15 protein-coding genes are annotated in these 20,834 nt (G+C 71.1%); 9 read left to right on the top strand and 6 right to left on the bottom strand.

Annotated elements, in window-relative coordinates; genetic code table 11:
- Positions 1-135: 135 nt before the first annotated feature.
- From IQ210_RS33875 to IQ210_RS33860, 4 genes are all read right to left on the bottom strand, one after another.
- A complete protein-coding gene (locus tag IQ210_RS33875) occupies positions 136-852 on the bottom strand; it encodes a hypothetical protein (protein WP_194083012.1) in 717 nt (238 codons plus the stop codon).
- Positions 849-5,168, bottom strand: a complete 4,320-nt coding sequence (locus IQ210_RS33870; RefSeq protein ID WP_194083011.1) for a WD40 repeat domain-containing serine/threonine protein kinase — start codon at positions 5,166-5,168, stop codon at positions 849-851. The genes IQ210_RS33875 and IQ210_RS33870 overlap by 4 nt, the downstream gene beginning before the upstream one ends.
- A gap of 5 nt (positions 5,169-5,173) precedes the next feature.
- A complete protein-coding gene (locus tag IQ210_RS33865; protein WP_194083010.1) occupies positions 5,174-5,836 on the bottom strand; it encodes a DUF7019 family protein in 663 nt (220 codons plus the stop codon).
- A 160-nt stretch (positions 5,837-5,996) separates the two neighbouring features.
- Positions 5,997-10,451, bottom strand: coding sequence for a CHAT domain-containing protein (locus IQ210_RS33860; RefSeq protein WP_194083009.1), 4,455 nt, complete (start codon positions 10,449-10,451; stop codon positions 5,997-5,999).
- A gap of 67 nt (positions 10,452-10,518) precedes the next feature.
- Here IQ210_RS33860 and IQ210_RS33855 point away from each other — a divergent pair, with 67 nt between their 5' ends.
- The 5 genes from IQ210_RS33855 to IQ210_RS33835 all read left to right on the top strand — a co-directional run bounded on the left by IQ210_RS33855 (position 10,519) and on the right by IQ210_RS33835 (position 14,108).
- On the top strand, positions 10,519-10,908 hold the full coding sequence (locus IQ210_RS33855) for a hypothetical protein (RefSeq protein WP_194083008.1): 390 nt from the start codon (positions 10,519-10,521) through the stop codon (positions 10,906-10,908).
- A 4-nt stretch (positions 10,909-10,912) separates the two neighbouring features.
- Positions 10,913-11,728, top strand: a complete 816-nt coding sequence (locus tag IQ210_RS33850; protein ID WP_194083007.1) for a hypothetical protein — start codon at positions 10,913-10,915, stop codon at positions 11,726-11,728.
- 588 nt (positions 11,729-12,316) lie between these two features.
- Positions 12,317-13,174, top strand: coding sequence for a DUF1963 domain-containing protein (locus IQ210_RS33845; RefSeq protein WP_194083006.1), 858 nt, complete (start codon positions 12,317-12,319; stop codon positions 13,172-13,174).
- Positions 13,175-13,355: 181 nt separating this feature from the next.
- Positions 13,356-13,796: a DUF6325 family protein gene (locus tag IQ210_RS33840; protein ID WP_194083178.1), complete on the top strand. Its 441-nt coding sequence runs from the start codon at positions 13,356-13,358 to the stop codon at positions 13,794-13,796.
- 9 nt (positions 13,797-13,805) lie between these two features.
- The gene (locus tag IQ210_RS33835; protein ID WP_194083005.1) at positions 13,806-14,108 is read left to right on the top strand and encodes an SHOCT domain-containing protein; all 303 of its coding nucleotides are present in this window, start codon (positions 13,806-13,808) and stop codon (positions 14,106-14,108) included.
- A gap of 24 nt (positions 14,109-14,132) precedes the next feature.
- On the opposite strand, the gene IQ210_RS33830 is transcribed toward IQ210_RS33835, so the two are convergent.
- The gene (locus tag IQ210_RS33830) at positions 14,133-14,984 is read right to left on the bottom strand and encodes an MBL fold metallo-hydrolase (RefSeq protein WP_228048906.1); all 852 of its coding nucleotides are present in this window, start codon (positions 14,982-14,984) and stop codon (positions 14,133-14,135) included.
- Positions 14,935-16,491: a glycosyltransferase family 39 protein gene (locus IQ210_RS33825; protein ID WP_228048953.1), complete on the bottom strand. Its 1,557-nt coding sequence runs from the start codon at positions 16,489-16,491 to the stop codon at positions 14,935-14,937. The genes IQ210_RS33830 and IQ210_RS33825 overlap by 50 nt, the downstream gene beginning before the upstream one ends.
- Positions 16,492-16,662: 171 nt before the next feature.
- Between IQ210_RS33825 and IQ210_RS33820 the strand changes: the two genes are divergently transcribed.
- The 4 genes from IQ210_RS33820 to IQ210_RS33805 all read left to right on the top strand — a co-directional run bounded on the left by IQ210_RS33820 (position 16,663) and on the right by IQ210_RS33805 (position 20,806).
- A complete protein-coding gene (locus tag IQ210_RS33820; protein WP_194083003.1) occupies positions 16,663-17,343 on the top strand; it encodes a response regulator transcription factor in 681 nt (226 codons plus the stop codon).
- Positions 17,330-18,817, top strand: coding sequence for a sensor histidine kinase (locus tag IQ210_RS33815; RefSeq protein WP_194083002.1), 1,488 nt, complete (start codon positions 17,330-17,332; stop codon positions 18,815-18,817). The genes IQ210_RS33820 and IQ210_RS33815 overlap by 14 nt, the downstream gene beginning before the upstream one ends.
- An 82-nt stretch (positions 18,818-18,899) precedes the next feature.
- Positions 18,900-19,730: a PP2C family protein-serine/threonine phosphatase gene (locus IQ210_RS33810; RefSeq protein WP_194083001.1), complete on the top strand. Its 831-nt coding sequence runs from the start codon at positions 18,900-18,902 to the stop codon at positions 19,728-19,730.
- Between the two features lie 59 nt (positions 19,731-19,789).
- Positions 19,790-20,806 (top strand): MASE1 domain-containing protein, encoded by a 1,017-nt coding sequence (locus IQ210_RS33805; protein ID WP_322657292.1) that lies wholly within the window; start codon positions 19,790-19,792, stop codon positions 20,804-20,806.
- The last annotated feature ends 28 nt before the right edge of the window (positions 20,807-20,834 follow it).

The following is a 20,834-nucleotide window of genomic DNA, read 5'->3' as shown; positions in this document are numbered from 1 at the left end:
CATCGCGGTCTCCAGGTGTGCCCCCCTCTTCACCGACTCCCGGCTCGACATGCTGCCGGTGGAACACCGCCTGGCGAACCGGGCGAGACGTGGCCTGGAGCTGCGTGACGGGCGACGCCCCGAGGTGCCGTCGTGTCAGCGTGGTGCTTCCACCTCGATGCCGCCGAGCGGGTAGTTCCAGCGCCGGTCGAGGCGGGAGCCGGTCTTTCGGGCGCCCTTCAGGTTCTTCACGAAGGCTCTGCGCTGGGCCGGGGTCGCCGAGCGCCAGCGCAGTTCTAGGACCGGGCGTACCGGAGGGATGAGTTCGCGCATCCGTTGTTCGTATTTGGCGAGGGTCGCCTCGTAGTCCAACGGCCGGTAGACCAGGTCGAGATCGATCGACGGTGCCGGGCCGCCCGCCTCGTGGTGGCAGGAACTCAGCCACCCGGCGAGGTAGTCGAGCCCGATTCGAATGTCGGAGGAGGCCTGGTCCTGCCACTTGCCGAGGTAGGGCGCGTTCACCGCTTCCGCGGTCACCTCCTCCGGCATCACGATCAGACCGCGCACGGAGGTGCCCGACAGGGCGATGTGGATACGCGGCCAGTTTCCGCCGGCCTCGATCCGGAAGGAGGTGAAGCAGCCCGCCATGCCCATCCCCGCCCGCAGCTGGGCCCAGTTCAACGCGTCGGACGGGAGCCGCTGCTCCGAGTAGGGCCCGCTGGTGCGGTGCCCGAGGTCGCTCTCCCGCATCATGAACACGGCCTCGAACACGTCACCGCGCAAAGTCACGCTCACCGGGAAGTACGCCCCGACGTCCGCCATGAACGCCTTGCCGGTGATCAGGGCGCCGATGCTGGACCCGTCCGGATTCATCGCCGTCTCCTCCATCCCCTCCGTGTCGGCCTGGGCGGTACCGGGCCGGGCAGACTGTCCAGTTCGGCCTGGACGGCGAGGGTGTCCGGGTGCTGCTCACCCAGATGCAGCCGCCGTTTCGCCAGCACTTCGCGCAGGGCCTCCGCCGCGTCACCGTGCCGTCCGAGCCTGCGGTGCACACGGGCCAGCCCCACCCTGGCCTCCAGGGTCTGGAGGCCGTCAGGGCCCAGGCGCCGCACGAGCTGGGGCAGCAGGAAGTCGTACATCCGCTCGGCCTCGTCCAGTTCGCCCTTGTCGGTGAGCAGGGACGCGAGTGCCTCGATCGCCTCCAGGGTGGCCGGATGGTCCGGTCCCAGGTCCCGTGCGCGTTCCACGGTCACCGCCCGGATCAGGGCCTGGGCTTCCGTCTGCCGGCGCAGATCATTCAGTACTGCCGCCCAGCCGAGCATCGCGCGCTGCGTCTCGACGTACCCGGCGTCCCACAGGTGGGAGCGCACGTCGACGACTAGCTGCCAGGTCAGCTCGGCCGCGGCCAGATCGCCCTCGCGGTGCAGGAGGGGGGCGGCCGCGGCGAGCGTGGCGAGGTCGTCCTGGAGCTGGTCGGCGAAGTGGTTGGCCCAGTTTGTCTCGGACCGGTTGAGTTCGTGCTCCGGTCTGAGCAGCAGCGTGAACGCCTCGGCCGTGCCCGGAAACCTGTCGCGCTCCCGGCTCGCCAGGTCCTCGGCCACGGAATGCATGTAGAGGCGGTAGCCCGTGTCGTTGCGGGAAGGCACCTTGTCCAGTTCGGCGGCGAGTTCCAGGGTGCGAGTGACAGCGCGCTGCTGCCGCTCGCCGATGCGCGCCATCGCCTCGATGAGCGCCGGGCGGCTGTCGTCACGGGAGGGCAGTTCGACGGCGACCTCGGCCCGCAGTTCCTCGATCACGGGCTCGGACTCCGCGCGCAGCACTCCGGTCGCCGAGCCGAAGTCGTACTCCCAGTCCAGGGCCCAGGTCAGCAGGCGGCCGCCTTCGTCGCCGGCGAGGAGCAGGGCGCCGTCGGGGGCCAGCGCGACGTCGGTGACCGGGTCGGCGAAGCCGGTGAAGGCCCGCAGTTCCCGGCCGGTCGTCAGGTCCCACAGGCGTGCCTGGCGGTCCTGGCCGCCGGACGCCGCGAGGAGGAAGTCCGGCGTGACGGCGAGGCTCCGCACGGCGGCGGTGTGTCCGGTGAGCACATGGACGCAGCGGGCGGCGGCGACGTCCCACAGCCGGACGGTGCCGTCGGCGGAGCAGGACAGCAGGTGCCGGCCGTCGGCGCCGGGCAGGACGTCGACCACGGCGTCGGTGTGTCCGGTGAGCACCGCCTCGCACTGTCCGTCGGCGGTCCGCCAGACGCGCACGGTCGCGTCGGAGCCGCCGGTGACGACGTAGCAGCCGTCCTCGCTCAGCCGGGCGGCGCCGATCCACTCCTCGTGCCCGCCCAGCACCCACCGCAGTTCGCCTTTGTACAGGTCCCAGATCTTCACGGTGACGTCCTGGCCGCGGGAGAGCCCGTAACGGTGGTCGGCGCTGACGGCCACGTCCAGCACGGCACCGGGGTGCGCTTCCCAGCGCCCGAGGGACCGGCCGCCGGGGATGTCCCAGGCGGCGACGACGCCGTCGGCGGTCCCGGAAAGGGCCACCTGACCGTCCTCGCTGACAGCGACGTAGTACACGTGGTCGCGGGGGCTGGTGAACAGTTGGACGATGCGCCGGTCGCGGGGCTGCCAGGCGACGACCCGACCGTCCTCGCCCCCTGACACCGCGAGCCGGCCGTCGGCGGTCATCGCCAGGGCACTGATGTGCCCGGTGTGCAGGCTGAGCGTGTGCAGCAGTTGCCCGGTCTCCACGTCGAAGATCCACGCCTCGGAGTTGCCCGCCCGGGCGAGCGCGGTGGGGCTGCGCCCACTGAGTGCCAGGGCCCAGGAGCGGTCGTCGTCGGGGGTGATCCGGCCCGCCGACCAGGCGTCGACGAGTGCGGTACGGCGGCCGAGGGCACCGAGTCGGCGCCACAGGCGTACGGGATCGGTGTGGCGCCGGTGGCCGGGCAGTGCGCGGGCGGCGCGGATCAGTTCGGCCGCCTCCTCCAGCCGACCGGCTGCGCCGTGCGTGACCGCCTGGTCCAGCAGATCGGCCGCTCGGGCGGCAGCGGCGGTGACGTCGCCGGCCTGGTGGGGGCGGACGTAGCTCCAGGGGGCCGGCGGTCCGGCGGGCGGCAGGTGCCATACGCGTACGGTCTTGCCCTCTGCGGTGAGGGCGAGGTGGCCGGTCGCGCTCAGGACGACGTCCTTGGTGTCGGGTGTGGCCTCCAGGGAGAGACGGCAGCGGCCCGTGGCGAGGTCCCACAGCCGTGACGGCTGGTCGCGTCCGCCGCTGGAGAAGCCGACCGTGCCGTCCGTGTTCAGGGCGGTCCGCCCGTATCGGGTCTTGAGTTCCCGTGGGGCATCATCGGAGCCGAGGTCGGCCAGTCGGACGTGGGGGCTCCCGCCGGCGACCGCGACGAGTCGGCCGTCGTCGGTGAACCGCACGCTCAGGAAGGCGTGGTCGAACCGGTGGACCAGTGCGCCCGTGCGCACGTCGTGCACCGAGGTGGTCCGGCGTGTGTGGTCGACGAGGCAGCACAGGGTGCCCCGGGCGCCCAGGAAGTCGACCCTGCTCTCGAACTCCCGGACCTCCACGGGTTCGCCCGTCTCCAGGTCCCAGGTGACGACCTCTCCCTCGTACCCGCTGGTGACCGCGTGCCGTTGATCCTCCGTCAGCGCGACCGCGAGCACCCAGCTGGGGTGGCCGGGGAGTTCGAACCCGGTGGCGGTCTCGAAGTCGAGCACCAGCGCGCGCCCGGTGCCCCCGCCGACGACCAGGACGCGGCCGTCGTCGCGGAGGGCGAGTGTCGAGGCTCGGTATGTGTCCAGGTGCAGTTCCTGGCGGCACTCCCCCGTGGTCAGGTCCCAGATCCGCAGTCCGCCGGAACCGTCCGCCGAGACTCCCGTCGTGCCGTCAGGGGTCAGGGCGAGGGCGGTGATCCAGTCCTCGTGTTCCCCGGGCAGCACGGACTGGGCCGGGGCGGGCGCGTCCTGCACCGAGGCGAGGGCGGCGGCGATCTGCGGGTCGTCGGGCATCCGCGCGGACGCGTCCCGCAGCAGTTCGGTCGCGGCAGGCGCATCGCCCCGCTCGCGGTGCACCAGCGCCAGCAGGTAGGTGCCGTCGTCGGGGTCGCCGAACCGCACGGATTCCAGCTCGTCCACCAGTTCGGCGTCAGTGATGACACCCGTCCGCCAGCGGTGCAGTCCGCGGTTGTAGCGGGCGTGCGGGTGGTGGGGGTCCGCCCGCAGGGCGCGGGTCCACAGTTCCTCGGCGCTGTCGCGGCGGCCCAGGTCCAGCATCGACAGCGCGTGGTTGGAGAGGCTGTCGGCGAGCAGGGTGGCCGCGGACGGGGCGTGGCGGGGATAGGGGCCGACCTCGCGCCGGTGCACCTCGACCAGCCGCTCGGCGAGTGGGCCGAGCCGGGAGGGGCGGGCGGCGGGGTCCTCCGCGAAGCACTCGCGCAGTACGTCCAGCATCTCGACCGGCACCCGCTGGATCGCGCCCGGCGTCCGGGACCGGGTGTAGTCGTCGAAGGCCTGGCCCGCGGTGGTCCCGTCCCGCACCGGCGGCCTGCCCAGGAGCATTTCGAACACGGTGACCGCCCAGGACCAGACGTCCGTGGCCGGGGTGAGCCCGGACGGTGACCGTGCCTGCTCGGGCGAGCAGTACGCCGGGTCCAGGCCGCCCCGGCTGACGAACGGCTCCGCGTCCCCGACCGCACGGGCGCGTGCCAGGCCGAAGTCGGTGACCTTGACCGTGCCGTCCCGGGTCAGCATCACATTGGCGGGCTTGACGTCCTGGTGCACGACGCCGTTCTCGTGCGCGTGGTCCAGGCCCCAGGCGGACTGGATCGCGACATCCAGCAGCGCCACGAGGGGATCGTCGCCGTACAGGGTCCGGTGACGGACGGCTTCCGCGAGGCTGCCGCCGTCGGCCCACTCGGCGAAGACCCTGGGCACGTCCTCCAGGGTGCGCACGTAGACGCAGTTGGCGATGTGCGGGTGCAGGCCAAGACCCACCCACACCTCCGCCTCCCGCTCGAAGTCCCCGAGCCCCTCCGGCGAGCGGACGACGGCCGGGCGCGGGGTCTTCACCGCCAGGTCGATGTCCCAGCCGCGGTGGTGGACCCGGTGCACCAGTCCCAGGCCGCCGGTACGCACCACGTCCAGGACCTCGTACAGGTCCAGGATGACGTCCCCACGGCGCCAGGTGGCCATCGGCGTCAGTCCACCACGGCGGCGTACAGGGGTGTTCCCAGCAGCACCGACCTGCCGGTGCCGTCCGGGCTCTCGCCGTGCAGCAGCCGCTTCGCCACGAACTCGACGTGCTGGGTCGGCCAGCGCAGTCGCGCGACGACCTGCTCAACGCGGCCCAGTGCCATGCGGTCGACGCGATCGAGGTCGCCGTCCACCGCGTCGGCGACGTACTCGTCCTCCAGGTCGGAGGTGATCCCGAGACCGTCGAGCATGGAGGACATCATCGAGCGCCCCACGCCGTGCGCCTCGGCGTCCGGCACGTAGTCGTACACGTGCCGGTACGAGCCGCCCAGGGCGAGGACAGTGCTCTCGGTGCGCCCGCCGAAGAACACCAGCGAGGACGCGGGGTCGTCGCGGAACGCGCCCCAGCGCATCGGCAGCGAGCCCCAGAAGTACTGGCCCGGGTTGTCCACCGTGCCGAGGTCGCCGTGGTCGTGGAGGTACCGGACGACCGTTTGGAGACGGGTGATCCGGTCGGTCGGCGGGGCTTCGGTGGTGCGCTTCGCCGACAGCACGGAGAGGTTCACGCCCACCTCCGTCTGCCGCTTGGCCCCGAACCCGGGGTCGATCTGCGGCAACAGCATGTCGACCTTGCTGTCGGAGATGTACACGTAGTAGCTCAGCGACACTGCCGGATCCTCCCAGGCCTCGACCTTCCCAGCCTAGCGATCACGACCCGTTGTGAGCCATGGGACGGGCGGGCGAAGGGAGTTGAGCGGTGCCTGGTCACAGGACCGGGAGTGGGGCACATGCACGGCGAGGAGGAGCCGACGGTCCCAGGACGGGCCGCTAGGGTCCCGCGTGGACGTACGCGGCCCAGATGTGCGGGTGCGGAACGCGGGCGCGCAGTTCGCGGATCGTGTCGTGCAGGGCGCGGGCGGGGCCAGGGGTGCCGGGGGCCGTCGTACGGCGGTAGAAGTCGCGGGTCACCTGGTCCGCGTGGGTGCTGTCGATCTTCCACAGGGTGCCGACCGCGGTGGGGAAACCGGCGAGCAGGAACGAACTCGTGATGTGGATAGCCTCGTCCGAGAGGTGCTCGGTGGTGCGTGCGGTGCCGCAGGCCGCCAGGAACGCGAGTTGGGCCGCGCGCGGGCGGACCTGACAGATCTCCCGGACCGAGACCTGCTCGCCGCTGGGCAGGTGGAGCAGGGCGCCCGAGGGCTCCGAGGGGTCCGTCGCCGCGTGGCAGCCGAAGTGCGCCCAGGAGGCCTCGTGCAGCGCGCTGAGCACGACGTCCCGGGTGGCTTCCGGGCCGATCAGCGTCCGGTGCGCGCCGAGGAGTCCGGCGGCGTAGTCGGCGGCGCCCGCGACCCCGGGCAGGTCGTCCTCGGCCGCGGCGACCAGCAGGGCCCGGCCGTGCTCGGCGGTGCCGCGCTGCCGCGCGCGGGCCCGGGCGTACGCCAGGGTCTGCAGACCCGGTACGTAGGACGACACCACGGCGTCGAGCGCGGCGCCGCAGCCGTCGGGCGCGCAGTCGGGCGACCGGCATTCGGCCGCGTGCAGCGGCAGGGCGCCGAAGGCTCCTGTCGGCACCCACCAGATGCGCGGCCATTCGGCATCGGCGGGGACGGCGTCCGCGCAGCCGACCGCCTCCAGCACCGGTCGCACGATCTTGTGCCAGGTCCAGTCCAGCGTCTGGCGGACCGTGTTCCCGGCGGCGACAAGCTGGAGCGGGGAGGGTCGCGACCCGCCCTGCGTGTTGATGGCGTCGACCGCTTCCCGCAGCCACCGCGACATGTCGGCGGCTTCCTCGGCCGTGACCTCGAGGGGCAGGGTGGTGATCGTGCGGTCGGTGACGACCAGGGCGTGGCAGTAGCGCTTGCCGCCGTGGTTGAGGACGACCACCGGCCCGTCGGCGGCGAGCTCCTTCAACTCCCGGGCGGTGAGCGGCCGCAGGAAGCCTTCGAAGCCGGGCCGGGCGCGGATGTCCCGGACAAGGTCGTCGAGCGCGCGGGAGGCGCGCAGGCGCGCCAGCCTGGACCACTCGGCGTCACCGGGCGCGGACGTCTGCGGCCGGGCCTCGATCTGTTCCGTCAGCCGCTCGAACTCGTCGGCCAGCTCGGGGTGTTGGGTGCGCAGCTCGCCGAGGTCGGCGCGGGCCTCGATGCGCCGGGTCAGCAGCAACCCGCGGCCCCGCTCCAGGAGTTCGGCGGCGCGGTCGACGTCGCGGCCCGCGAAACTGCGGTCGATGGTGGGGAGTTCGGGCGGGACCCGCCCCGCTTCCAGTTCCCGTACCGACTCCTGCGCAGCCTTCAGATATTCCGGGAGGCGGGGGGCGACATCACGCAGTTCGACATTGCAGAGGATCAGCTCGACGATCGTCCTGATGTCGCCCTCGAACGACGACAGACCGTGCTCGGCCGAGGTCTGGTCGGCGCCCCGGTCGGTGAGGCCGGCCATGGCCTCGATGGCCTCTTCGAGATGGTCCAGGGCCGGGCCGATCTCCTGCCGGCCCAGCGCGCCGGCCGCGGCGCCGATCTCGCCGTGCGCCCGCAGCCACACCGGGACGGCGCCACCACGCAGCACCTCGGGTCCGGCGGTGCCGTCGAAACGGCCCAGGACGGGCGCGAGGCGGGCGGCGAGGAGGTCCTGCGGAGTGCCGTCCTCGCCGGGGGTCGGGTCCGGGAGGCGACCCCGGACGAAGAAGTCGAGGGCCGACCTCATCACGCCGGCCAGGTCGAACGGCGCGCCCTGCGGCAGTTCCTCCGCCGAGAGCGACCGGGTCACCTCGTCCGCTTCCGCGAACAGCTCCTGCGCACGCGCCGGTTCGGTGGCCCGGAGCACGACGGCACGCTGCGCGAGCGCCCGGGCGAGGGTCGAGGCGGCCATCACGCGCATCGGGTGTCCCGGGCCGCACCTCGCGAAGGTCGCCCGGCACTCCTCGACCACGGCGTCGTCGAGGTCGGGGCGGCGGCCGCCCGCCGGTCCCACGGTGTCGGCGAGGTTGACGTAGACGTCGCCCATCAGGTCGTACCAGGGCCGCTCGGCGGTGACGGGCGCGGCCTCGATGACGTCTCGCATCCGGCGGGCGATCTGCATGGCCCGCTCCAGTTGGGCGGGTTCATGGCCGAAGATGTAGTTCTGCAGGGCGTTGTGGAACTCGGTGCGGGCCGCCAGCACCGCCCTGTCGGTCTCGGTCACCATCGGGTCGCCGGGCCGCAGCTCCCCCTCGATCTCCGGCATGAGGAGTCCGCCCGGCGCCGAGGCGATCAGGGCCGCCGCTTCCCGGGCGCCCTCCGCGTCGAAGCCGCGGAACGACAGGACCGTCAGGGCGTCCGCGAGCATCCGGTCGAAGTCGCCGGGGAGGTCGACCCCCTGCTCGCGGCTCTCGCGCAGTAGCTCCACGACCTCTTCGAGGACGGCGTAGTCCGGTGCCTGGGCAGTCTGCGCCGACAGGGCGCTGCCGAGCGCGGCGGAGAGATAGGGGCGTATCTCGTCGCCCTCGGGCGTGAGGTCACGGAGCTCCCGGATGGTCGCGATGTCGGCGTCGAGGGTCTCGGAGTCCTCCAGCCGGACACCGCCCATGCGGGTCAACACCTCGACCATGCGGCCCAGTTCACCGTCCGGCACGCCCCCGGTCTCGGTCGAGGCCACGGCGACGGGCAGCGCGACCTCGAACAGGCCCTGCCGCAGCAGCTCCGAGACGGGGGACCCGGCCGGGGCGGCGGCCAGCGCCTCCTCGGTCAGCTCCCGGCACTCGGCCTCGAACAGCCCGGCCCGCGCGGGCGCGCTGTCGCGCAGTGCCTCGGCCCGCATTCCGGTGAGGGCGGCCAGGACGGCGACGTAGGCGTGCCGGTGCGGCTGGTCGGCGGGGAGGGCGGCGAGGGCGGTGCGGTAGCGGGCGATGTGCTCGTCGCCGCTGTCGTCGGGCTCGAACCCGGTGGAGAGGAAGGCCAGTTCGATGTCGATGTCGACGGGGGCGCCGTCGAGCAGGGCCTGCTCCCGGGCCCGCTCGGCCAGACGCCGGATGAGGGGGGCGACCCGCTCCAGGTCGGCCGGGTCGTCGCTCCGGCTCGCCTCCTGCAACTCCCGGAAGGCGGCGAACATCTCCCGCTGCTCGTCACTGAGGTCGAGGCCGTCCAGGAGCGGCAGCATCCGCTCCAGGTCCTCGGGGGTGACGGTGTCGACGCTCAGATCCTGCAACTGCCGGTAGGCGTCGATCATGTCCCGGTGCCGGTCGTCCAAGGCGCCGACGGAGGCGAGGAGTTCAGCCGCCTCCACGGCCGACGCGCCGTCCTCGCGCGCTGCCGCGAGGGCTGCGAGGGCCTGGCCGAGGGCGGTGACGACCTGGGGGTGCGCGGGGTGCACGGTGGGTGTGGCGGCCAGGGACGCGCGCAGCCGTCGTACGGCGCAGGCGACGCGGCCCGGGTCGTCCTCGGCGATGCCGGCGTCGGCGATGGCCGAGCCCACTCGCAGGTCGAACTCGCCGGGCCAGGTGACCGGCAGGGTGTGGAGGTGGCGCAGCTGGTCCAGCCCTTCGGCGGTCTCCGGCAGGAGGGCGCCCTGCGGGACCGCCGCGATCAGCTCTTCGACGACGGTGAGCGGGGGCGTGCCAAGCAGCCGGCAGGTGTCGACCAGGGTGCGCAGGGCGGGCGCGGCGGCGGCCTGCACGAGAGCGGGGTCGAGGGCGGAGGGGGCGACGGCACTCAGCCGCGCGCACACCGCACGGGCGTAGCGCACGGCCACCAGCAGCGCGTCCGGGGCCACCATGAGCTTGAAACGCTCGACGTGGAGTTCGAGGGCGTGGACCGTCAACTCCAGGAATCCGGCGTGGTCTTCGTCGAGCACGGACTCGAACGCCGATTCCGACCAGGCGATCGCGGCTGCGAGTGCGGCGGGCCGCTCCTCTTGCGGGCCGGTGACCGCGGCGTCGGTGTGCGCCCTGCTCACCAGGTAGGCGAAGCTCGCCTCGTTGGACGGGTCGGCGGGATCGAACCGCTCCACGAGGACCTGCGGGAGCCCGGCTTCCGGAGGCAGTCGTGGGCACAGGTGCACGAAGGTGCCGACGATGACGGACAGGTTCTGCTCCGCCTCGGGATCGTCGTCGCCCAGGTGCCGGAACCAGAAGGTCCAGAAGACCTGGACGACCGCCTCCAGGTCGACCGGCGCCTCCGGCGCGTGCGCGGCCTGCCGGAGCAGGGCGAGCGCGTCGGCCACCGCCTCCGGATCTCTCAACGGCGCGGGATCGCGGGTGTTCTGAGCCGTGACGAGGCGGGCGACCACGCGGCCGCGAAGCTCGGTCATAGATCGTTACATTAGTCTGACCGCAAGTCAGAAGGCAGTGGTTCTCGGTACGTTGAGGGAGGCCGCCGTGGGGGACGGGGCGAACGCGCGCAAGGTGTACGAGGATGCGGTGGAGTACCTGTGCCGTCACGCGGAGGAGCTGCGACCACTGATCCCTGACGCCGTCTGGGAGTCGGCGTTCCCGGTCGTACGGGACGCGGACCCGGCCGGCGAGGCGTGGCGGAACGCCGTACGCGAGCTGCACGCGGCCGTCGAGGCGGGCGGAGTCCCCAACGGGCTGGGGCTGCCCGCGGTGATGGGTGTGGGCGACTGGCCCGGCCGCCGGATACCGCGGGCGTCCGGCTGGGTCTGTCCCAAGCAGAACCGTTGTGGCCGCGTCGAGTTGCGCAACGGGGCCGCGACCCCGACACCGACCTGTGCGCTGGGCGGCTCCGAGATGCGTCCGGTGGGCGGCTGACGGCGTGGGGCTTCTCATCGAGCTGCAGAAGCGCATACCCGACGGCTGGTTCCTGCGGCGGCTGCTGCCCGCCGTGCTGTTCTTCGTGGTCGCGGTCGTCGGCGGCGGCGAGCTGGGTCACGCCCACTGGAACGACTTGTCCCTCGCACGGGAGAAGATCGCCGACGCGCTGCGGACGGGCGGCGGTCTGTCCGCGGACACCGTCGCCTCGCTCGTGCTCTTCGCGGTGCCGGTGGTGGCGGCGGCGTTCGCGGTGCCCTATCTCGCATCCGGGATAGGGGCGTTGGCCGCCGGGGCGTGGCCGTGGTGGCTGATGCCGGTGGGCGATCTCGTGACCAGATGGCGGCAACACCGCTGGGTGGAACCGGACGAGTTGGCCAGGAGATCCCTACGGGCGAATGCCGACGGCAACCCCCTGCGGGCCGCCCGGCTCGACGTGCGCAGGGCCGGCGCCCTCGAGAGCGAGCGGCCCGAGTCCCCCACCTGGTCGGGCGACCGGTTCCACCGCACCGAGGAAAAGATCAGACAGCAGGGCGGCGACCTCGTCACCGGCTGGACCGCCCTCCTCCTCGGCGCCCAGGACCCGCCCCGCGCCGCCCTGGCCGAGGCCCGCGACGCCTACGACGCGGCCTGCGAGGCCCTCGTGTGGAGCGCGGCGTTCACGGTCCTCGGCGCGTGGTGGTGGCCCGCCGCACTGGTCGGCGTCCTGCTGGGCCTGGCGTCATGGCGCTCGCTGCGGCACGCGGTGGAGGCATTGTGCCGGACGACGGAGGCGGCGTTCGCTTTGAGGGAGACGCAGCCTCCGCCGGTCCAGCCGTGAGGGAGGGACGGGCAGCCCCCATCCGCCTCTTCGCACAGGGTCGGTGCCTCGACCTCAACGCGGTCAGGATCGCGTCGAGGTGCTGCTCGCGCACGTTCCCGGTCATACGGAGGCCGGGCAGCGGTGGGCTGGCGGCCTGCCGACCACACTGCTCGTTGCCCTCGATGGGCGCACTTCTAGAGTGAGGTGTCGCAGCGGGACATCAGGTGCGGGGAGGACCCATGGCGGAGGTTGCGGTTCCTGGGCCGGAGCCGGAGTGGGAGCGGCGACGCAGTACCAGGGCGGAAAGCGCAACCCGGCCCTCCCTGGATGTCCTGGCCGCACGACTGTAGTTGGACGTCGAGCGAGGCTGGGAGGATCTGGGCCGGGTGGATGTGGCGATGTTCCGCATCCAGAAGATCGACTTCGCCCTGAGTCGCCTGGAGGGCGGTCCCAGCGGACGGTTTTCTCCCTGTTGACAACCTGTCCTCATGACGGACGAGGCAGACGGGCCAACCCGCCAGATCCCTCGTGAAGCGAACTTCTACCGGAACAGCGGAGCCGACCCGCAGTACGGCAGTGCCGATGGGATCAGACAGGATGCATGTCATGTCTGATGGGCCCTACTCCCGCCTTGCCGACGAGCACCTTCCCGGCGATCTCGCTCAGCGCTGGACATCGCTCCTGCGCCCCTGTGTTCGCCTGCGCCGCGCCGACGCGGGCGGACACGTCGCGGCCGTTCTGGGCGGGTCCCCGCACCTGCCCGTCGGGGCCGCCTGGCCCGAATGGCCCGAACACGGGCCCCTGGCCTTCATCGCGTCGGTACGGTGTGCCGCTCTGCCCAGAGAAGGGCTCGGCGATGAGTTCCCGCGGGACGGGACCCTCCTCTTCTTCCACTTCGACGGTCAGCCACACGCCGACACCGTCGTATGCATCGACGACCCCGAGACCTGGGCCGGCGCCCAGGTGCTGTACGTACCGGAGAACACACCCGTCCTGCCGGCCGACACACCATCCGCCCTGGAGCCGTATCCGCGTGTGGAACTCACCGCGGACAGCGAACAGAGCGCACCCGATCTGTGGCTGCCACAGGCCAGACGGGCACTGCTCGGCGACACACGTGCATGGCCGCGCCACCGCCGCGACCTTCCGGCCCAACTCACGGCGTTCGTCCGCGCCTTCGCGCGCTTGCGCACCCGGGTCGAGCACCAGATCAGCGGCCACGCCTGCCCCGTGCAAGGCCCGGTGGAGTACGACGTCGCGAACGCAACCCTCGCCGAGAGGCACGAGTGGGGTGACCCACCGCTGGACGACGAAGCCGAACGTTGGGTGCTGCTCGCGCAGTTCGCCGGCGACCATGACGCGGACATGATGTGGGGCGACGAAGGCACGCTCTACTGGCTCATCCGCGCCGACGATCTCGCCGCACGCAAGTTCGACCAGGTCCGGCTCGTCATCCAGACGTAGCCGCGGCACGGCACTCGAACCAGGCGGCATGAGGTGCGGCGCCGCCCGCCCGATGCTGCAATGGGCTGACAGGAGCCACCCGTGCGGTCGCCGACGTGCCGGCCCAGGTGCACTTGCTCCGGACGTCACGATGGACCGAATCCGCTTGTGGGGAGTGGTCGTGAACACCGAGCTCGAAGACATGGGACCTGTCGACTACCTGGTCCTCGAATTCCCCGGCAACCGCATGACGGGAGAGGGATTTCCCCTGCTCCTCGACCTCGTCGACCGCGGCATCATCCGCATCCTCGACCTGGTGTTCGTCCGTAAGGAAGCGGACGGCTCGGTGTCCGGGCTGGAACTCCAGGACCTCGGCGAAGGAGTCGATCTGACCGTGTTCGAAGGAGCCTCCTCAGGCCTGCTCGACCACAGCGACCTGCAGGACGCGGCCACGGCACTGGAGGCCGACGCCTCCGCCGCGATCCTGGTGTACGAGAACACCTGGGCCGCGCCGCTGGCCCGCGAGCTGCGCCGCGGCGGCGCCCAGATGGTGGCCGGCGGCAGAATCCCGGTGCAGGCCCTGCTGGCGTCGCTGGACGCTCTCGAGCAGACCACCTCAGCTCCTGACCGCGTACAACGCTAAGGACACGACATGCCAGGACTTCTTCGAGGCATCGCACGGACCGCCGTGATCTCAGGGACCGCCACAGCGGTGTCCAACCGCGTCTCCAGGCGTCAGGCCGGCCGCTGGGCCGAGCAGGAGCAGCGGCAGCTCGCATACGAGCAGCCGGCTGCCGCCCAACCTCCAGCCCCGCCCCGGACCGCGGCGCCGTCCTCCATGGGCGACGACATGACCAGCAAGATCGACCAGCTCAAGCAGCTCGCCGACCTCAAGGCGCAGGGCATCCTGACCGACGAGGAGATGCAGGCCCAGAAGCGCCTGATCCTCGGCTGACGCGCCGAGACCGGTACTGCTCAGTCACGTCCCCGACGGCCGCGGCTGTTCGCGTGGTACCGAGCTCTCGGCGATCGCCATCCACTGGTCGAGGTCGGCCTGGGTGAACTCCGTCCACGGGGGGATCTCGGGGAGCCGGCGGAGGAAGTCGTAGGCCTCGGAGATCTTGGCGCCTTGCAGGACCGGGCAGTGACAGCCGACGACGGCCTCGGCGTTCAGGCGCTGGAAGTCGTCCACGACCGTCCCGAACTTCTCGCCGTCCAGCAGGGCGACCCAGGGAGAGACCAGTCGGCCGCCGAAGAACTGGCCGTCGCGGAATTCGTCCGGGGACAACGCCTCTACGTCTGGCATGGGGGTGGGTACGTTCGTGGCGAAGGTGTCGACGGCCCACAGCACGCGGGTCTTCGAATCGAAGAGGGCACGCGTTGTGGGGTTGTCGTACAGGGGCGGTCGTTTGGCGACCAGGGTGCGGTCACCCACGTCGATCGTGTCGCCGTCGGTCATGAAGCGGCACCGGTTGATGGGGGTCTCCCACTCCTCGGCCATGCGGCCGATGGAGAACCACGTGGTCAGCAGGGTCGCGTTCGGGCATTGGGCGAGAACCGCCAGGAGGTTGCCGGCGTGGTCGCGGTCGTCGTGGGTGAGGAAGATCCACCGTACGTTCAGAGGATCCACGATGGACCAGGCCGCCTCCAGCCACTGGGCGCGCACCGCCGGCGCCCCGGTGTCCACCAGAACCGGCTCGGCTCCTCGGATCACCATCGAGTTCATCGGAAAGTGGCCGACCGGCGGGGCCTCGAGGGCCCACGGGATGACGAACGTCTCCTCAGCGATCTTGTACGGCTGCAGAAGGTTGAACGTTTCCATGGTGTGCATCGCTGCTCTCCCTAGAACGGAGTCGCGCAGCATCCATAAGTCCAGTGCAGCCCCATGGCAGGCCATCGTCAAACGCAGAACGTTTGATCGATTCGTCGTCTCGTACGTAGACGGTGACCCGCGCCCCGTTGACATGGGTTGTTCCGTCCTCGCGGAAACAGCGCCGCAGGATGCTCGTCTTCGCTGCCTCCTGCGGGCTGGTCAGCGAGTGCGCACCCGTCGCACGGACGGCGACGATCCGATCGAAATCCAGCATGCGCGCCGCGATGTCCTGAGCGGGTAGCTCGACACCTGCCAGCGTGTTCGAGGAGACAGGGTCCTGTGCGAGGGCCAGATCTGTCAGGAAACGGGTGTCCGAGGGGTTGGCCGCGGTCAGGATTCGGTGCTGACCGGAGAGATAGAGCAGCCCGTCGCCAGGGCGACCTTCCTTGCGTACGGCAGCGGCGATGGCTGTGGCGTCGTTGCTTCGGGCCTGGGGTGTTCTCAGCGACAGGCTCTGCGGGACGAGTGCGGCCAGTACGGCAACGGCCGCGATCCACGCGGTACGGCGATACCGCTGACGCCGGTGGATGTAGTCGATTACGGCGCCCAGCAGCAAGGCGATTCCGATGTTGCTGTAAAGCACGTACCGGTCGACGAAAAGGGGCTTGCCCAGTGAGGCGATCAGCAGCAGAAGGCCCGGAAGTACAAGAATCGGCACCGCAAGCGCGGAAAGCCCGACGGTCCCCCTCCTCCCCAGAGGTAACAGGGCACACGCCGCGCCCACCACCGCGACGACCACGAAGTAGCCGGGTCGCACCGGTCCGTCGATCCAGGACAGTTGCCCTGACTGCCCCACACTGCAGATCGCCAGCGGCGACAGGCCGGCCACCACACCCGCGGCCGCGACACTCCATGCCGCGAGCACCGGTCGTGGGATGCGGGAGACGACGAGCGTGACGCCGTGTGCGGCCAGGGCGAGGACCGCGAACTCATGGAGCAGGCAGGCCACGAGCATGGTGGAGCCATAGACCGCCCACCGCCACTGCGTGTGGTGCGGGACGGCTGCCACGAGTGCGTAGGTGGCCCAGGTGACCAGGGCGCAGACCATGGCATAGGAGCGGCCTTCCTGCGCGTACTTCTGTACCTGGGGAAGGAGCGGAAACACCAGTCCCGCCAGCAGCCCGACGCGGGGGCCCGCCAGGCGTAGTCCTATGAGCCCGACTCCGCTCGCAGCGAGGGACGTTGCCAGCACAGACGGCAGCCGCAGGGTCAGCAGCCCCCCGCCGAAAAGAGCGAACAGCTCATGCATGACGGCGTAATAGACGGCATGGACCAGATCAACATGCTGGGCGGTGTACCAGATCTGCGAAAGGTCGCGGTGCGCGAGCTGATGGGTGACGGCCTCGTCCCCCCACATGGTGTTCTGCCGGCGGATACCCCACAGCCCCAGCGCCATGGTCAGCGACAGCGGGGCGATGACGACAACTGCTCTGCCCCGGCTCGGTGATGGTCGACGTAGGGGCATGGAAATTGTTCTGGCCGGGGCGGGGCCACGTGCGGCAACGGGCATCGGCGGCAGGTCCTTTCAACGGGAGCGAGAACGCCGCCAGCGTGCCGAGACCTCGTTGACGCAATGCTGACCCAACCTGACCGGCCGATCAGGAAGGCGGACCGGTGCTGTGCGAGGCTGCACGGCATGCGCATCCTGGTGGTCGAAGACGAGGTGGACCTCGCCCGCACCCTGCACACCGGCCTGAGCGCCGAGGGCTACAGCGTCGACCTCGCACATGACGGGCGGCAGGGACTGTGGATGGCCCGTACCGGCGGATACGCCCTTGTCGTCCTGGACTTGATGCTGCCCGGACTCAACGGCTACAAGGTCTGCGCCCAACTGCGCCGGGAGGGCAACTCCACCCCCATCCTGGTCCTCACCGCCAAGGACGGCGAATGGGATCAGGCCGAGGCACTGGACACGGGGGCCGACGACTACCTGGCCAAACCCTTCTCCTACGTGGTGCTCGTCGCACGGCTGCGGGCCCTGGTCAGACGATCCGTCACGGTCGCCCCGACCGTCCTCGCCGTGGGCGACCTCTCGCTGGACGTCGCCGCCCGGATCTGTCGCCGGGCCGGGGTGCGGGTGGAGCTCACCCCCCGTGAGTTCGCCGTACTGGAGCTGCTGGCACGACGGGCGGGCCAGGCGGTCTCCAAAGCCGATCTGCTGTACCACGCGTGGCCCGACGAAGCCTGGGATCCCAACCTGGTGGAGGCGCGCGTCAGCGCCCTGCGCAAGAAGGTGGACGCCGCGTTCCGGCGGCAGTCCCTGCAGACCGTGCGCGGTGTCGGTTACCGGCTGGTGGACGACCGTGAGCGCGACTGAGCCGCGGCGCCGCTGGTGGCCGCGGTCGGTACGAGCCCGCGCGGCCCTGGCCGCCGCCGTCACCGCCGCCGTGATCCTCACCGGCATCGGCTGGTGGGTACACCACGAGGTCTACCGCCAGAGCACGCAGATCGCCGAGGAACAAGCCCAGAAGCATCTCCTCGCCCTCGTCGAGCAGTTGAACGACGGGGTGGTTCCCGTGCGCAGGAGCGCCGTGCCGTACGAGGTCGTCGCGACCGGCCGACGCTCCGCTGTCGCCTCGGGCGGAGGCATGGACAACTTCGATCCCGGCGCCGGCCATGTGCTGCCCACACCGTCCGCGCACCCCGCACCACCGGATGATGATGCGGCCTGGTCCTACACGGTCCGTCCCCTCCGCATACCGGTGCGCCGCGACTACGACCCTGGGAATGAATTCGACTTGGCCGGCGGGACCTACCCGGTCCTGTACGCCGATGTGAACGCCGGTGCACTGAGCAGCGACAAGGCCGCCGCTCTGGGCGTCAGAGCCGACGCCACGCTACGTGCCTATGTGGTGGTACTCCCGGACACGGCCGAGGCGATCACCGAGACCACCGACGGCCTGCTGCTGCGGGCCGGGCTCGTCGGCCTCGTACTCATCGCCGCCGCCGCATACTTCACCGTCCGCATCGCGCTGCGGCCGGTCGAGGCCATCCGCGTCCTCACCGCCTCGGTCACCCCGAACGACCCTCGCGAACGCGTCACCGTCCCCGCCACCGGCCACGAGATCGCCGCCCTGGCCACCACCATCAACGCGACCCTCCAACGCCTCGACACCGCCGCCGCCCAGCAACGCCGCTTCGTCGCGGACGCCGCCCACGAACTGCGCAGCCCGCTCACCACACTCCTCACCAGCCTGGAAGTCGCGCTCGCCTACCCGGAACGCACCGACTGGCCCGCCGCGGCCACCACCGCCGCACGACAGACCCGCCGCCTCCAGGCCCTCGCAGAAGACCTGCTGCTCCTCGCGCGCCTCGACACCCGCGCCCCCGCAACCGACTCCGAAACCGTCGACCTGACAGCCCTCGCCTGCCGGCTTACCGAGCAATACCCCCTCGCCGAACGGCCGTTGACCCTCACCTGCGACAGCAAAGCCCCCGCGTACGTACGCGGAAACCCCGACGCATACGAGCGGCTGCTGCGGAACCTCGTCGACAACGCCGTCCGCCACGCCGAGCACCGCATCCAGATCACCGTCCGGAACGAGGACGACCAAGTCGTCCTCACCGTGCACGACGACGGACCGGGGGTGCCCACCGAGGACGCCGAGCGCGTCTTCGAACGCTTCGTCCGACTCGACGACGCCCGCTCCCGAGACCACGGCGGCACCGGCCTGGGCCTCGCCATCGCCCGCGACCTGGCCCACCGCCACCACGGCACCCTCACCCTCACCCCCCGGACCCTGGGGGCATGCTTCCAGCTCCGCCTTCCCAAATCCCCCGCCCCCGCCTAGGAATCTCAGCGCCGCTATCATCCATTATGAGTAATTTGAAACTAATACTCTGAAATACGGCGAAGATCCTTCGGAGCGGCCCATGTCCCGCAGGGGTCCCGTGCAGGACGGCGACGAGCTGCTGGCCAGACTCGGCTCGCTGACGGCCCAGGCGCGCGAGCAAGCGGAGCTGCGGCGGTCCCAGGTCGAGCTGGCCATCGCCCTGCAGCGCGGCATGCTGCCCGCGGAGATGCCCACGGCGCCCGGCTATGACCTGGCCGTGCGTTACGTGCCGGCGCACCACGGTCTCAACGTGGGCGGAGACTGGTACGACGCGTTCTATCTGCCGGACGGCCGGATCGGGCTGTCCATCGGGGACGTACAGGGCCACAACATCGAGGCCGCCGCCTTCATGGGGCAGGTACGCGTCTGCTTGCGCGCACTGGCCTCCGTGACAAGTGACCCCGGCGAGCTCCTCGCACAGACCAACGACCTCCTCCTGTCCCTCGGCTCCGACCTCTTCGCCACCTGCACCTTCATGCGCCTCGACCCGTCCACCGGGGTGCTGGAGAGCGCCCGCGCCGGGCACATCCCCTGTGTATGGGCGACGGCGGACGGAAAGTCCGGCGTCGGCGGCGACGAGGGCGGTCCGCCGCTGGGTGTCGACGCCGGCATGACCTACCCCGTGACCCGTTACCGGCTCACCACGGGCGGCGTGTTCGTCCTGCTCACGGACGGCGTCGTCGAGGGGCCCTCCATGGAGGTCGACCAGGGTCTGGATCAGGTCGTACGACTCGCCGGAATCGCCGCCGTAGCGGGCATGGACGCGAGCTCGCTCGCCACCGCCGTGATCCGGGGCGCCGACCAGGTGGGGCACGAGGACGACGCCGCCGTACTGGTCGTCGGCCACGAAGGAGCCGAAGCTCAGCTGTAGGGCGGAATGCCGACGCTCCCGCGTCGCCGGAACGGCCGCGTCGGTGTCTGATGGCTTGTGTGGTGGGTACCGAGAATCTGCGCCGGACCGGCGTCGTCGCCCTCCAGGTGCTGGCCGTCGCCGGCTGCTACTACGCCGCGGGGCGGCTCGGGCTGCTGCGCAATCTGGCCGTCGAGGGAGCGGTCTTCACCCCCATCTGGCCGCCCACCGGCATCGCGGTGGCCGCTCTGCTGATCTTCGGGCTGCGCGTCTGGCCCGGCATCACCCTCGGTTCCCTGCTCGTCATCATGCACCTCACCTCGTTGCGACCCGAGGTGCTCGGCAATCTGGTGGGCAACACGGCCGCACCCGTCTGCGCGTTTCTCATGCTCCGTGCGGTGGGCTTCCGTACCGACCTGAGCCGACTGCGGGACGGCCTGGCCCTGGTGTTCCTCGGCGCCCTGACCGGCATGCTGATCAGCGCCACGGTGGGCGTCGGCATGCTCGTGATCACGGACCGGCTGCACGGTCACGGCTTCTGGGAGGTATGGCTGGCGTGGTGGGTGGGCGACGCGATGGGAGTCCTGATCGTCACGCCGCTCCTGCTGGCGCTCCACCGGGCCCGCTGGCCCCCGAGCCTCTCCCGCTGGCAGGAGGCCACAGGGCTCACCCTCATCACCTGCGGCTCCGTCTTACTGGTCACACACAGCAGCCTCAGCGTGCTGTTCCTCGTCTACCCGCTGCTGATCTGGACAGCCCTGCGCTTCCAGCTGGTCGGCAGCATGCTCTGCGCGCTCTTCACCTCCGTCGTGGCCACCGTCGCCGCCACGGAGAGAGCCGGCCCCTTCCAAGGCCTGGACCGGATCGAAGTGATGATCAAACTGCAGGCGTTCAACGGCACCATGGCCCTCACCGCCCTGCTGCTCTCCGCCGTGATCACCGAGCAGCGCAACACCCGACGCTCGGTGGAACGGGCCTGCCAGGAGCTGGTCGAGGTGCTCGAGCACCTCACCGCGGGGAACACGCCACGCGGCGGGCCGACATGGCCGAGCGCGGAGCCGGAGGGCGGGTCCCGGAAGGAGGAGACGGGCCGATAGGCACCACGCCTCAGGGCCGAGCCGGCCC

This window comes from Streptomyces justiciae, assembly GCF_015163075.1.
GTDB lineage: Bacteria > Actinomycetota > Actinomycetes > Streptomycetales > Streptomycetaceae > Streptomyces > Streptomyces justiciae.
This window is presented reverse-complemented; position numbering and strand designations above follow the sequence as displayed.